The organism is Mesorhizobium sp. M7D.F.Ca.US.004.01.2.1 (assembly GCF_003997785.1).
Taxonomy (GTDB): Bacteria; Pseudomonadota; Alphaproteobacteria; order Rhizobiales; family Rhizobiaceae; genus Mesorhizobium; species Mesorhizobium loti.
This window is the reverse complement of sequence record NZ_RZRQ01000162.1, coordinates 1-13240: the sequence shown is the minus strand read 5'-3', so window position 1 is coordinate 13240 and position 13240 is coordinate 1. Positions and strand designations below refer to the sequence as shown.

Below are 13240 nucleotides of genomic sequence, written 5' to 3'. Positions count from 1 at the left end.
GCCTGGTCGTAGGTCTGTTGTGTGCCAGCCTGCTTGGCGACCAGATCCTTGGCGCGCTGGAGATCGGACTGCGAGCTGGCGAGCATCGCCTGGTCCTTGGCGAGCGTCGCCTGGTCCTTGGCAAGCTGCGCCTTCAGCGCACGGTCATCGAGCGAAAACAGAACGTCGCCGGTCTTCACCATCTGCCCGTCCTTGACGTCGATCGATACGATCTGGCTGGACACACGCGCATTGATATTGACGACGGCGGGAGAGGAGACGAAGCCGATGGCGTAACGCCGGATCGGGAAATCGGCTGTAGAGGCGACGGCCGAAAGAATGGAGGCCGAGCGCGCCACGCTGGCGGCTTTCTTGTCCGAACCAGCAGCCGGTTTGTCCGACGCGGCCACCTGCTTTGCGCCGAACAGCTGTTGAACCTTGCCCAGCGCATCAGGCGAAAGATAAAGCCACCCCGCCGCGCCCAGACAAGCGACGGCAAGCAACGAAAGAACGACTTTTCCACGCATGGTCAAAGGCTCTCTCCACCCGACACGTCGTGGTCCGATGGTTCTATTCTAGCGCAAATCACGGCCCGTTGCCGCGATTTGCGCTAGAATAGATAGGACACACCTTTGTCGGAAAAGGGCCAAAAGACGGCATTACGAAGATTTAATGTGCACTGCACAATGGTTGTGCAATGCGGCCTGGCTCCCGATCCGGACAGTACGCCTAGACTTCGGATCCTGTCTTTCGACGATCAGACGGTGCGCCCCACGGCCTACCTCAGCATCGGCCAAAGCGTCGCCGCCAGCAGTACGCCCATGGCGATGTTGAACCATTTCAGCCGCACCGGGTCCGACAGGAAACCGCGCAGTGCGGTGCCGAAACCCGCCCACACCGAGACGCTCGGCAAATTGACGATGGTGAAGGCCACGGCGATCAACACCACCGACAGGAATGGATGCTCCGGATTGGTGTAGACGGCCATGGCGGTGATCGCCATCACCCATGCCTTGGGATTGACCCACTGGAACGCCGCCGCATCGATGAAGCGCATCGGCTGCGCCTTCACCTCGCCCTTGCCGCTAAGCGAGCGCGACATGGCGATCTTCCAGGCAAGATAGAGCAGATAGGCGCCGCCGGCGATCTTCAATCCGGTGTGCAGCGCCGGGAACGCCGTCAGCACAGCGCCGAGTCCGAGGCCCACGGCGACCAGCAGCACCAGGAAACTGATGCTGATGCCCAGCATGTGCGGAACCGATCTGACGATACCGAAATTCACGCCCGATGCCAGAAGCATGAGATTGTTCGGCCCGGGCGTGATCGACGTCACGAAGGCGTAGACAAGCAGGGCAAGGAATGCATCAAGCGACATGATATCCTCCCTGATAAGTCAGCATTATTGTCTCTTCCCGGCGACCGCGCAAAGGCCACAGGCGGGCCCACAGCGAGGCCAGGAGCCTCCCCCTTTTTCGAAGGCGTCAGCCCCCGGTTCGGGGCGCTAACCGCCGAAGCCCTACATCGCCTGCGGGCCGCGGTTCAACGCCGCCACGCCGGTGCGGCAGATTTCGACCAGGCCGAGCGGCTTCATGATGGCGATGAACTGGTCGATCTTGGAGCCCTTGCCGGTGATCTCGAAGATGAAATGCTCGGTGTTGGCATCGATGACGCTGGCGCGGAACGCATCGGCCAGCCGCAGGGCCTCGACGCGGGCCTCGCCGGTGCCGGCAACCTTGACGAGTGCCAGTTCGCGCTCCAGCGGCCGCTCCTGGCCGGATTCATGCGAACGCACGGTCAGGTCGACGACGCGGTGCACCGGCACGATGCGCTCGAGCTGATGCTTGATCTGCTCCAGCACATGCGGCGTGCCGCGCGTCACGATGGTGATGCGCGACAGGTGCTTTTCATGTTCGGTCTCGGAGACGGTCAGGCTCTCGATGTTGTAGCCGCGCCCGGAAAACAGGCCGATGACCCGGGCAAGCACGCCCGGCTCGTTGTCGACCAGCACGGAAAGCGTGTGGTTTTCCGGCTTTTCCGTTTCCTTGGCGATGAAATAGGCGGAACCGGTCGGCTGTAGCTGTGCGTTCATGACATGAATCTCGATTTCAAGCTCTTGAGCTAATTCTCTGTTTGCGCACGGCTTCTCGCGACAGCCCTGCTTCGGCTCGGCTGGCTACACCAGTTCCCTGCCCTTGGCGTCGATGGCGTTGGCCACCGCCTCGTCGGTCGCCTCGTCGGGCAACAGCATCTCGTTGTGCGCCTTGCCCGACGGGATCATCGGGAAGCAATTGGCGAGCGTCGCCACGCGGCAATCGAACAGCACCGGCTTCCTCACCGAGATCATCTCCTTGATCGCGTCGTCCAGTTCGTCCGGCTTCTCGCAGCGAATGCCGTGGCCGCCATAGGCCTCGGCCAGCTTGACGAAGTCCGGCATCGCTTCAGTGTAGGAATGCGAGAGCCGGTTGCCGTGCAGCAGCTGCTGCCACTGCCGCACCATGCCCATATACTGGTTGTTCAAGATGAAGATCTTGATCGGCGCATTGTGCTGAACGGCAGCGCTCATCTCCTGCATCGTCATCTGCACTGAAGCGTCGCCGGCAATGTCGATGACCAGCGCGTCGGGATGCGCGATCTGCACGCCGAGCGCCGCCGGCAGGCCATAGCCCATCGTGCCCAGCCCGCCCGACGTCATCCAGCGGTTCGGCTTCTCGAAATGATAGTGCTGCGCCGCCCACATCTGGTGCTGGCCGACCTCGGTGGTGATGTAGGTGTCCATATCCTTGGTCAGCGCGTAGAGCCGCTCGATGGCGTATTGCGGCATGATCACGTCGTTGTTCATCTTGTAGGCGAGCGAGTCGCGCGCGCGCCATTTGGCGATCTGCTCCCACCAGGGATAGAGCGCCTTCTTGTCGGCCTTGGCGCTCGCCCGCCACAGCCGCACCATATCCTCCAGCACCCGGCCGACATCGCCGATGATCGGCACCTCGGTGTGGACATTCTTGTTGATCGACGACGGATCGATGTCGATGTGGATCTTCTTCGAGTTCGGCGAGAAGGCGGTCAGCCGCCCGGTGATACGGTCGTCGAAACGCGCGCCGATGCAGATCATCACGTCGCAGTCATGCATGGCCATGTTGGCTTCATAGGTGCCGTGCATGCCGAGCATGCCCATCCAGTTCTTGCCCGATGCCGGATAGGCACCGAGGCCCATCAGCGTCGAGGTGATCGGGAAACCGGTGAGATCGACCAGTTCGCGCAGCAGATGGCTCGCTTCCGGGCCGGAATTGATGACACCGCCGCCGCTATAGATGATCGGCTTCCGGGCGCCCGCCATCAGCTCGACCGCCGCCTTGATCTTGTCCAGGTCACCCTGGACCTTGGGCTGGTAGCTGGTGCGCGGCGCGATCTGCGGCGGGACGTAGAATCCCTTGGCGAACTGCACGTCCTTCGGGATGTCGACGACGACCGGGCCGGGGCGGCCGGTGGTCGCGACATGGAAAGCCTCGTGGATGGTCGCGGCGAGTTCGTTGACGTCCTTCACCAGCCAGTTGTGCTTGGTGCAGGGGCGCGTGATACCGACCGTATCGCATTCCTGAAACGCGTCCGAGCCGATCAGCGAGGTCGGCACCTGCCCGGTCAGGCAGACCAGCGGAATCGAATCCATCAGCGCGTCCTGCAGCGGCGTCACCGCATTGGTGGCGCCGGGGCCGGAGGTCACCAGCATCACGCCGGCCTTGCCGGTCGAGCGCGCATAGCCTTCCGCCGCATGGCCCGCGCCCTGCTCGTGGCGCACCAGGATGTGCTCGACCTCGTCCTGCTGGAAGATCTCGTCATAGATCGGAAGGACAGCGCCGCCCGGATAGCCGAAGACATGTTTGACGCCATTGTCCTTCAGCGCCTGCACCACCATTTCGGCGCCCGTCATTTCGCGCCGCTCGTTCTGTCCGTTGCTCATCGGTCTGGTCCCGTACTGTCGCCATTTGGGCGTTGCTGGTCGTTTAGTCGTGTTTCGGGCAATAAAAAAGGCCCCCGAGGGAGCCTGTGTCTTGCGCATGGGGGGTTTTCGCCCGGCGGTTACACCGCCTTGCCCACGCGCTTTCCTACGAGAATGAGTGCCGTTTTCATGGTGGCGGACACTAAGGGCGGGAAAGGCGGCCTGTCAACGGGAAAAATCGCGCCGGCGATGAAGACACTTCATGGCTCGGCAAATGGCCATCACGATCGCGCGACGGACGCCGCATCCTTCCCGACATCATGGATGTCGGAGCATCACTTCCATCGTCACCGCAAGGGCGCCCCCGAACCGGGTCCGGAATCGTGCTCTTAAGATAAGCCTTTGAAACCGCTTGAAACTATGGTGGGGCGTGACGAGGGCCGTCATCTCTGCCGATACTTGGCTTTCCGGCCGGCAAGTCCGGCGGAACCACTATGACGATCTGGATTTTACGGGAGGAAACCTGATGCTCGACAAGGCCCCTAGCAAGAAACTGTCCGACCTGCTCGACCAATTCGGCGCCGCCTTGGCCGCCAATGACATCGAGAAAGCGGTCGATTGCTTTCAGGAGGATTGCTACTGGCGCGACCTCGTCACCTTCACCTGGAACATCAAGACCATGGAAGGCCGCGACCAGGTCGGCGACATGCTGAAAAGCCAGTTGTCGAAAACGAGGCCGTCACACTTTGCCATCGCCAAGGGCGAGGACGCGACCGAGAGCGGTGGGTTGATCGAGGGCTGGATCAGCTTCGAGACGGAGGTGGCGCGCGGCTTCGGTCATATCAGGCTGAAGGACGGCAAGATCTGGACGCTGCTGACCACCATGACCGAGTTGAAAGGTCACGAAGAGCCGGCGGGCTTCGCGCGGCCGATGGGCGCCAAACATGGTTCTGGTAAGAACCGTCCGACATGGAAGGAAGAACGCGAGAAGGAAGCCGCCGAGCTCGGCTTCAAGACACAGCCCTATACGGTCATCATCGGCGGCGGCCAGGGCGGCATCGCGCTTGGCGCGCGGCTGCGGCAGCTTGGCCTCCCGACCATCATCATCGAGAAGAACGAGCGGGCTGGCGACAGCTGGCGCAAACGCTACAAGTCGCTCTGCCTGCATGACCCGGTCTGGTACGACCATCTGCCCTATATCGACTTCCCGAAGAACTGGCCGGTCTTCTCGCCCAAGGACAAGATCGGCGACTGGCTGGAAATGTACACCAAGGTGATGGAGCTGAACTACTGGTCCTCGACCGAGGCCAAGAGCGCTTCCTATGACGACGAGAAGAAGGAATGGACTGTCGTCGTCCACCGCGACGGCAAGGACATCACCCTGAAGCCGAAGCAGCTGGTGCTGGCCACCGGACAGTCCGGCAAGGCCAATCTGCCGAAGTTCAAGGGCATGGAGAGTTTCAAGGGCGACCAGCATCACTCCTCGAAGCACCCCGGCCCCGACGCCTATGCCGGCAAAAAGGCCGTCGTTATCGGTTCCAACAATTCCGCCCACGACATCGCAGCCGCACTTTGGGAAGCCGGTGCAGACGTCACCATGGTGCAGCGCTCGAGTACCCACATCTCCAGATCCGACACGTTGATGGAAATCGGCCTGGGTTCGCTCTATTCGGAGCAGGCGCTGCAGAATGGCATCACCACGGCCAAGGCCGACCTGATCTTTGCTTCGCTGCCCTACAAAATCCTGCACGAGTTCCAGATTCCGGCCTATGCCGAGATGAAGAAGCGCGACGCGGCATTCTACAAGGGACTGGAAAAGGCCGGTTTCATGCTCGACTGGGGCGACGACGAGTCCGGCCTGTTCATGAAGTACCTCAGGCGCGGCTCTGGCTATTACATCGACGTCGGCGCCTCGCAACTGGTCATCGATGGTTCGATCAAGCTGAAGAGCGGCGTCGACGTCAAAGAGATCAAGGAGCATTCGGTCCTGCTCTCCGATGGATCGGAACTGCCTGCGGACCTCATCGTCTACGCCACCGGCTACGGCTCGATGAATGGCTGGGCCGCCGATCTGATATCGCGCGAAACCGCCGACAAGGTTGGCAAATGCTGGGGCCTCGGCTCGAACACCACCAAGGATCCCGGCCCTTGGGAAGGCGAGTTGCGCAACATGTGGAAGCCGACGCAACAGGAAGCGCTGTGGTTCCACGGCGGCAATTTGCACCAGTCACGCCACTATTCGCAATTCCTGTCGCTGCAATTGAAGGCGCGGCACGAAGGCATCGCGACGCCGGTCTACGGGCTGCAGCAGGTCCACCACAAGGGATAGTCAACCGGACAAGGCACCAAGGGAGGTGCGGCGAATGCCGCGCCTCCAGCATGCATATGAACAGGTGTCGAGCTTATGCCCGCCGTCAGGCGCGATCGCGAAAGTCGCTGACAACCCGCTGCAGCAGCGGCACGTAATCGCGAAACGTCCGCGTCTTCATGTTGGCGATCTTGCCGCTCTCATCCCAGATGCGGACTCGGACCGCTTCCTCGTGGAACGGGTTCTTGCGGAACTCGGCCACCTCCTCGGCGCTCATCGGTCCGCCTTGCAGCGACAGCGTATGCACCGAGGCCTGCGAGAGCTTGCCGAAATAGGTCGGGTCGGTGGCGCAGAGATAGCGCTTGGCCGCGACATGCAGCCTGACGCATTCGACGATGACAGGCGGAAAGAACGGCGCCAGCACCTCGCCACCAGCCTCGTCATGATGCTTGTCTTCGACATCCTCTGGCGAATAGGTGCCGAACTCGCTGGTGTAGTGGCCGATGTCGTGCAGCAGGGCCGCCGCGACCAGTTCGTCGAGCGCGCCGTCCTGCTCGGCGAACCAGGCGCCCTGCAGCATGTGCTCCGACATGGTGACGGGTTCGCCGAGATAGGATTCCGCGCCCCGGCGCTCAAAGATGTCGGCGATGAACTCGACGATCGTGTCCGCGTTCAGGTCCTGGCCGCTCATTCCGCCGCCTCCTTGAACCCGTGCTCGATCGCCGCGAGCGTCGACAGCAGGCCGTCCTTGTCGGCATAGCAACCCTGCAGCCAGCGTTTGCCGGTGCCGGAAAACGCCTTGCGGGCATGCATGACGCGCGTGTTGTCGACGATGAACGCCTGCCCCGCTTCGAGCTTGAACGTCACTTCGAAGGACGGATCCTCGATCAGTTCTGCGAACCGGCGATAGGCGGCGTAGTAAGCCTCCATGTCGGCGAACGGCACATCGACCGTCGGCGCCAGCGAACGGTTGTTGAAGCGAATGCAGATCAGCTCGCCGTCGGGTCCGAGCTCGATCATCGGCCGCTTTGCCTGCAACCGAACGCCGGAAGAGCCGGCATATTCGAAGCGCGCCGGGCATGAACTCAACAGCCGGAAGCCTTCGGGGTTCTCAGCCTGCAGCGCGGCCGCAACGGCAAACCCGTCAACGACACTGGACTCGCCACCCTCAACCGTATTTTCGATACAGGACAGGATCTGCAGTGTCGGCACCGGGTCGCGATAGGGATTGTCGGTGTGCGCCTGGAGGCCGAGATTCGTGTAGGCGAGATTGCTGGGATTGACCTCGGCGCGCACTTCGAACCAGCGCCCGTAATTGGTCTCCCTGATATAGCCGAACAGATCGGACACTTTGCAAAGCGCTCCGGATTCGGTGGGCAGATCGTCCATCACCGCGAAGCCATAGGCTTTCACCGCCGACAGCCATTGCCGCAAGACGGCTTGGTCGCCGCTGGCGGCAGAATAACCGGCGCGCGGGACCGAATTCTGCATGGTGGCCTTGGTCCATCGGGCGGTGCCCTCGCCTGTCCAGCCGGGCCGGCGGGCCTCGCCGCGATCATAGGTGTTGGCGCTCAGCCATGCCGCTGGGAAACTCACCGTTTTCTGCTCGGGCACGAAGCTGATCTCCAGGGCATCGCCCTTGATCGACGCCGCGCTGATCCTGGTGTCGGCGGGAATGTCGAGGATAGTGATGAGCCGTTGCCCATTGCCGGCGCTGCGCGTCTTGTCGTCGAGCGCATTGTCGCGCAGCCACACGGCATGAAAGCGGGTACGCGACCCGTCCTTCCAGCCAAGTTCGATTGTTTTGCCTTCGTCGCCGATCAGCGCGTGGGTGAGCATGGAGATCCGTTCCTGTCCATTGCGTCCCCGCAGCCCGATCCGCAGGGTTTCGATTGCACGTTGGCCGCGCGACAGGCATAATTCAAATTATCATTTTTTGGCCAATGACCGTAGTACACTAATGGCTCGAACAAACTCACCCCTGCCTCCCCTCGACTGGCTGCGCAGTTTCGAGGCCGCGGCGCGGCTGTCGAATTTCACCGCGGCGGCAGCCGAACTCGGCCTCACTCAGGCGGCCGTCAGCCAGCACATCCGGTTTCTCGAGGAGCGGCTGCAGACACGTTTGTTTTCGCGGCTGGCGCGCGGCGTCGCGCTGTCGCCGGAGGGTGCGGCCTACCTGCCTCACATCCAGTCGGCCTTCGCCACCATCGGCAACAGCACCGCGGAACTTTTCGAACCCCGCGCCGTCCAGACCGTGACCATCCGGGCGCCGATCTCCTTTGCCTTGCTGATGCTGGTTCCGGCAATGCCCGATCTGGCTAAGGCGCCGCGCGTCCAGCTCGACCTGGTGACGATCCATCGCCCTGCCGACTACGACTTGCCGGGCTCCGTGCTCGACATCCGCTTCGGCAACGGATCCTTTCCCGGCCGCGAAGCCGACAGGCTGACCACCGAGCGGCTCGTGCCGGTGGCGGCGCCGGGCCTGGCCGCTGACGCAGACTGGACCTCCCTGCCGCTGCTTCTGGTTGCCGGCGCACGCGAGATGTGGGCGGAATGGTTCGCCGCCGCCGGGATGGCCGGCCACCCCAGGCGATCGCACCGCTTCGACAGTTTCGTCGCCGCCATGGAAGCGGCCAGCGCTGGCGCCGGAGTGTTGCTGGGCTCGCGGCCACTGGTTGATGCGGCGCTCGACAGCAAGACGCTGGTCAGGCTTTCCGACTTCGAACTCTCCAGCACATCGGGGCATTTTCTGACCAAGGCGTCGACTGCCCGCCTGACCGGTGCCGAGCAGGATTTTCGCAACTGGCTGCTGTCGCGCCTCTCCGCGTCGGCATGACTGGCTACGAGATTGGCCCGATCCGCTTCCAGTAGATCAGCGTGCCGGTCAACCCGCCATGCGGCTTCAGGGCATAGTCCGGTATCTCGCCGGCCAGCGTGAAGCCCAACCGCTCATAGAGGCCTGAAGCGCCCTCCTCAGTCGCCGTGTCCAGAACCAGCAGCGTGCGTCCCTTCTCGATGGCGAGGCTCTCAGCGGCCCGCATCAGGCGCGTTCCCACACCCCGGCCCCGGCAACCGACTGATGTCATCAGCTTGGCGATCTCGGCCCGGTGCGGCTGGTTGGGCGGGCAGTCGAGCAGCAAGGTCACGGTGCCGACCAGGACCTCGCCGTCCCAAGCGCCAAGCACCGTCCTTTCCCCTCTCGCCGCGGCTGCCAGCGATTTCTCCCAGAACGCCCTTGCTGCCTGCGGCGCCAGCGGATGCATGAAGCTCACCGATCCGCCGGCCGCCACCGTCGCGACCAGCAATTCGGCCAGCATGTCCTGCATCCCAGCAGCCGGGGTCAGGGTTCCGATCTCGATCGAGTTCATGTGCAGGATGTCCTGTGATTGCGATAGATGCGAGCACATTGCCGTCAGTCCAGATGACGCACGCGGCGTCGCTTTCGCGCCGCCTTGATGGCGCTGATGCGTTCGGTGTCTTCTTCCCTGAGATGCCGCCCGCGCTCCAGAATCTCGAGCGTGTACTCCTCATAGGTCAGGCCAAGCCGCTCGGCTCTGCCCATGCGCAGCAGCATGACCTCGCGGCTCGGAGCCTTCCACGCCTTGGCATGGGCGGCCTGCCAGGCAAGGAATATGTAGGGATCGCCCTTGCCCCATGGCGGCCCCTTGTACTCATCGAGAGGCGGCCCCCCATTGTGGGAGCGCTTTGGTCTTCTCGCCATGATGTCAGCCCCTGACCAGCGCGACGAGATAGTCGGCACCGGTCTCCAGGGCATGGAAGGTGCAGTCCGACGGCGCTCCAACCGCCAGGCAATCGCCTGGTTCGAGCCCGTGCACCACATCGCCCTCGACGAATTCGAGCCGCCCGGAAATGAGCCATATCTGCTGCTTGATGAAGGCGTAGGAGGCGGCCGGGAAGCTGACCTTGGCGCCCGCCGGCAGCTGCACCCTGATCAGCTCGAGCGGCATGTCGGAAGCCGGCGAAAGGTGCCGTCTGACATAGCCGGTATCGGGATCGCGCCACACCGGCTGGTCGGCCTCGCGCAGCAGTCCGCCGCCCTGCAACTCCGCGCGCGCTATCAAGGTTGACAGCGTCATGCCGAAGGCAGACGCGATGCGCACCAGAAGAGCCGCAGTCGGACTGGTCTTGCCGCGCTCGATCGTGCTCAGCATCGCCTTCGAGACGCCAGAACGCTCGGCAAGTTCGGCCAGAGACCAGTCCCGCATGATCCTTTCGGCGTGTATCCTTCGGCCGATCGTCGAGGAAATATCGTTCGCTATATCATCCATACATCTATTATAGCGAAATATGGATGTGGGAAAAGAGCCGCCTCGCGACAATTTTCTCGGGCTCCTTAATCCTCTCTACACCATCCAACCTCATCGGGCCTTAACCCCATTCCTGTAGGGTCGATACTCCAGGGGAAATGGGGATTGGCCTGTCCATGTATGTCGAACGCGAAGCCTCCGTTGGGGAACCGACATCTCAGGAGCGCCGCAACGCCGAGCAGAACGACAGACGCATCCTTGGCAATGTCGTGCAATGCGACGGCGCGCGTGCCACCATCAGCGCCTATGCGGACGATGTCGACGGCGCGGTGACCGGCCTGTGGACGGTCGGCAAGATGATTTCCATCAATCTTGGATCCACGCGAACCGTCGGCCTGGTCTACGAGATCGGCAAGTCGGATCGCGCCTGGAGCAATGAGGGCCAGAACGCGATCGAGGTCAGCATCGAACTGATCGGCGAAGTGCGTGATGGTGCAGAGCCCGGCGCCAGACCGGTCTTCGATCGCGGCATCACAACCTATCCGCATATCGGCGCCGTTGCGCATCGCATCCGCACCCGCGACCTGCAGGCGGTCTATGATCTCGCCGGGCGTCATTCGATCACCATCGGCACGCTCGCGCAGGACGAGACGATCGCCGCCAACATCGCCATCGACGATACGCTGGCGCGTCACTTCGCCATTGTCGGCACCACCGGTGTCGGCAAATCCACCGCCGTCTCGCTGCTGCTGCGCAAGTCGATCGCGGCACGGCCCGACCTGCGCATCCTGATCCTCGATCCGCACAATGAGTTCGCGGCGTCGCTGCCCGAATACTGCGTCAGGGTCGATTCCAAGACCTTGGATCTTCCGTTCTGGATGTTCACGCTGGAGGAATTCGCCGAGGTGCTGTTTCGGGGCCGTGAGACCGAGCCCGAAGAAATCGATGCCTTGCGCGACCTCATTCCGGCCGCCAAGAACCTTTACCGCAATCCGAATTCCGGCGCCTATCTGCGGCGCGGCAGCGATGCGCTGACCGCCGATACACCGGTGCCTTACCGTATCGCCGACCTCCTCAAGCAGATCGATGAGCGGATGGGCATGCTCGAAAGCAAAACCGATCGCCCGACGCTCCGATCGCTGAAGACGCGCATCGAATCGGCAGCTGCCGACCCACGCTACCGCTTCATGTTCAACTCGCGCCTGATCGAGGACACTATCCACGAGACGATCGGCAACATCTTCCGCGTGCCGCATCATGGTCGCCCGGTGACCTGCTTCGAGATGGCCGGCATGCCGTCCGAAGTAGTCAATTCCGTCTGTTCGGTGCTGGCGCGCCTGGCCTTCGACCTCGCTCTGTGGAGCGAAGGCAAGCTGCAGCTTCTGTTTTTGTGCGAAGAAGCGCACCGCTATATGCCGGCCGACCCGCGTCTCGGCTTCGCGCCGACCAGGCATGCGCTGTCGCGCATCGCCAAGGAAGGCCGCAAGTATGGCTGTTATCTCGGCGTCGTCACCCAGCGCCCTGGAGAACTCGACCCGACCATCCTGTCGCAATGTTCGACCTTCTTCGCCATGCGGCTCGCCAATGAGCAGGACCAGGCGATCATCCGCTCGGCGATTGCCGACTCTTCCGCCTCGTCGCTTGCCTTCCTGTCCTCCATGGGCCAGCGCGAAGCCATCGCCTTTGGCGAAGGCGTAGCGACGACCATGCGGCTGAAGTTCGAAAAACTGCCGAGCCACCTGCTTCCCGGCACGGCCAAGCGCGAAGAGGCCGCCTCTTCGAAAGCCGGCGACGATGTCGATCTGGTGGCGATCGTCGAACGCCTGCGCAACGTGCCGAAACCAACGCAACAGGCGATGGCCTTCGCGGAAGTCGTCGATTCAGGCCGCCAGGCGGGCGATCCCGACTACCGCAAGCCACCCGCCACGCGCGCACCATCGGACGACGATTTCGACATGCGCTACGGTCTCAAGCCCGCAACCTTCGGCCTGCGCCCGCAAAACGATTAGGTCAGCAGCATCAAGTCCTCTGCCGACTGACCGAGAAGCCGGAGCGGAGCGGACATCTAGTCCGTGAGCACCGGAAGTCGAGAAAGCCGCGCCAGGCGACCGGCCTCATGAATTCTTCTTCGGGATTTTAGGCGCAGACGCGGTTGCGGCCTTGCCTCTTCGCCTCGTAGAGCTGGCGATCGGCGCGGCGATAGAACTCTTCCGCAGTCTCCTTGCGGTCCCAGACGGCAAGCCCGACGCTGGTGGTGATCTTGAGGCGGACATTGCCTGACAGCACCGACATGTTGGCGATCGCCTTGCGGATGCGCTCGGCAAACTTGCCCAGAAGCTCGGCGTCCATGTTGGGCGTGACCACGGCGAACTCCTCGCCGCCCAATCGCGCCACCACGTCGTGGTAGCGTGTCATATCCTTGAGACAGTTTGCGACGGCCTTGAGCACCTCGTCGCCAACGTCATGGCCGTGGGTGTCGTTGACCTGCTTGAAATGGTCGAGATCGAGGATCATCAGCCCGACGGGCTTTTCGATGCGCCTGAACTCCTCGAGATACTCCTTCAGCGCATCATCGAAATAGCGCCGGTTCTGCATGCCGGTCAGGCCGTCGGTCAGGGCCGCATGCTCGAGCGTTTCCGAGCGGGCGCTCAGCGAAACCGTCATGGCGCGCAGCTTGCCTTCTTCCGTCGCCTGTTTTCGGATCAGCGGATAGATGAAGAAAATGCCGAAGAACAGCGCAGTGGCCAGGAG

The 13240-nt window shown here is 62.7% G+C and carries 13 protein-coding genes; 3 read left to right on the top strand and 10 right to left on the bottom strand.

The features are described from left to right. From EN993_RS20980 to EN993_RS20965, 4 genes are all read right to left on the bottom strand, one after another. Nucleotides 1-506 (bottom strand): biotin/lipoyl-binding protein (locus EN993_RS20980; RefSeq protein WP_127264698.1); only part of this gene is annotated, 506 nt, incomplete at its 3' end. 251 nt (nt 507-757) lie between these two features. After that, on the bottom strand, nt 758-1354 hold the full coding sequence (locus tag EN993_RS20975; protein WP_127264697.1) for a LysE family translocator: 597 nt from the start codon (nt 1352-1354) through the stop codon (nt 758-760). 141 nt (nt 1355-1495) lie between these two features. After that, complete coding sequence (gene ilvN, locus EN993_RS20970; protein WP_023757090.1) at nt 1496-2068, bottom strand: acetolactate synthase small subunit; 573 nt, start codon at nt 2066-2068, stop codon at nt 1496-1498. Nucleotides 2069-2152: 84 nt separating this feature from the next. Further along, on the bottom strand, nt 2153-3934 hold the full coding sequence (locus EN993_RS20965; protein ID WP_127264696.1) for an acetolactate synthase 3 large subunit: 1782 nt from the start codon (nt 3932-3934) through the stop codon (nt 2153-2155). A gap of 505 nt (nt 3935-4439) precedes the next feature. Between EN993_RS20965 and EN993_RS20960 the strand changes: the two genes are divergently transcribed. Next, nucleotides 4440-6242, top strand: a complete 1803-nt coding sequence (locus tag EN993_RS20960; protein WP_127264695.1) for an NAD(P)/FAD-dependent oxidoreductase — start codon at nt 4440-4442, stop codon at nt 6240-6242. An 85-nt stretch (nt 6243-6327) separates the two neighbouring features. Here EN993_RS20960 and EN993_RS20955 read toward each other — a convergent pair whose 3' ends face one another. Together EN993_RS20955 and EN993_RS20950 are read right to left on the bottom strand one after the other, a co-directional pair. After that, complete coding sequence (locus EN993_RS20955) at nt 6328-6912, bottom strand: HD domain-containing protein (protein WP_127264694.1); 585 nt, start codon at nt 6910-6912, stop codon at nt 6328-6330. Then, complete coding sequence (locus EN993_RS20950) at nt 6909-8060, bottom strand: gamma-butyrobetaine dioxygenase (RefSeq protein ID WP_127264693.1); 1152 nt, start codon at nt 8058-8060, stop codon at nt 6909-6911. The genes EN993_RS20955 and EN993_RS20950 overlap by 4 nt, the downstream gene beginning before the upstream one ends. 121 nt (nt 8061-8181) lie before the next feature. Here EN993_RS20950 and EN993_RS20945 point away from each other — a divergent pair, with 121 nt between their 5' ends. Beyond that, complete coding sequence (locus tag EN993_RS20945; RefSeq protein WP_127264692.1) at nt 8182-9057, top strand: LysR family transcriptional regulator; 876 nt, start codon at nt 8182-8184, stop codon at nt 9055-9057. A 4-nt stretch (nt 9058-9061) separates the two neighbouring features. On the opposite strand, the gene EN993_RS20940 is transcribed toward EN993_RS20945, so the two are convergent. Genes EN993_RS20940 through EN993_RS20930 form a run of 3 tightly spaced genes read right to left on the bottom strand, consistent with a single transcriptional unit; the run spans nt 9062 to nt 10510 of the window. Next, the gene (locus EN993_RS20940; protein WP_109668093.1) at nt 9062-9589 is read right to left on the bottom strand and encodes an N-acetyltransferase; all 528 of its coding nucleotides are present in this window, start codon (nt 9587-9589) and stop codon (nt 9062-9064) included. A gap of 44 nt (nt 9590-9633) precedes the next feature. Beyond that, nucleotides 9634-9942 (bottom strand): hypothetical protein, encoded by a 309-nt coding sequence (locus EN993_RS20935; protein WP_127264691.1) that lies wholly within the window; start codon nt 9940-9942, stop codon nt 9634-9636. Nucleotides 9943-9946: 4 nt separating this feature from the next. Continuing rightward, nucleotides 9947-10510 carry an XRE family transcriptional regulator gene (locus EN993_RS20930; RefSeq protein ID WP_127264690.1) on the bottom strand — a complete coding sequence of 188 codons (564 nt, stop codon included), beginning with the start codon at nt 10508-10510 and terminating at the stop codon, nt 9947-9949. Nucleotides 10511-10665: 155 nt separating this feature from the next. Between EN993_RS20930 and EN993_RS20925 the strand changes: the two genes are divergently transcribed. After that, nucleotides 10666-12498, top strand: coding sequence for an ATP-binding protein (locus tag EN993_RS20925; RefSeq protein ID WP_126069500.1), 1833 nt, complete (start codon nt 10666-10668; stop codon nt 12496-12498). 127 nt (nt 12499-12625) lie between these two features. Here the strand turns inward: EN993_RS20925 and EN993_RS20920 are convergent. After that, nucleotides 12626-13240 (bottom strand): GGDEF domain-containing protein (locus EN993_RS20920; RefSeq protein WP_164757739.1); only part of this gene is annotated, 615 nt, incomplete at its 5' end.

Bases quoted from the DNA above. Each gene is read 5' to 3' on its own strand.
- EN993_RS20975 (WP_127264697.1), bottom strand. From the start codon at position 1,354: ATGTCGCTTGATGCATTCCTTGCCCTGCTTGTCTACGCCTTCGTGACG.
- ilvN (WP_023757090.1), bottom strand. From the start codon at position 2,068: ATGAACGCACAGCTACAGCCGACCGGTTCCGCCTATTTCATCGCCAAG.
- EN993_RS20965 (WP_127264696.1), bottom strand. From the start codon at position 3,934: ATGAGCAACGGACAGAACGAGCGGCGCGAAATGACGGGCGCCGAAATG.
- EN993_RS20960 (WP_127264695.1), top strand. From the start codon at position 4,440: ATGCTCGACAAGGCCCCTAGCAAGAAACTGTCCGACCTGCTCGACCAA.
- EN993_RS20955 (WP_127264694.1), bottom strand. From the start codon at position 6,912: ATGAGCGGCCAGGACCTGAACGCGGACACGATCGTCGAGTTCATCGCC.
- EN993_RS20950 (WP_127264693.1), bottom strand. From the start codon at position 8,060: ATGCTCACCCACGCGCTGATCGGCGACGAAGGCAAAACAATCGAACTT.
- EN993_RS20945 (WP_127264692.1), top strand. From the start codon at position 8,182: ATGGCTCGAACAAACTCACCCCTGCCTCCCCTCGACTGGCTGCGCAGT.
- EN993_RS20940 (WP_109668093.1), bottom strand. From the start codon at position 9,589: ATGAACTCGATCGAGATCGGAACCCTGACCCCGGCTGCTGGGATGCAG.
- EN993_RS20935 (WP_127264691.1), bottom strand. From the start codon at position 9,942: ATGGCGAGAAGACCAAAGCGCTCCCACAATGGGGGGCCGCCTCTCGAT.
- EN993_RS20930 (WP_127264690.1), bottom strand. From the start codon at position 10,510: ATGGATGATATAGCGAACGATATTTCCTCGACGATCGGCCGAAGGATA.
- EN993_RS20925 (WP_126069500.1), top strand. From the start codon at position 10,666: ATGTATGTCGAACGCGAAGCCTCCGTTGGGGAACCGACATCTCAGGAG.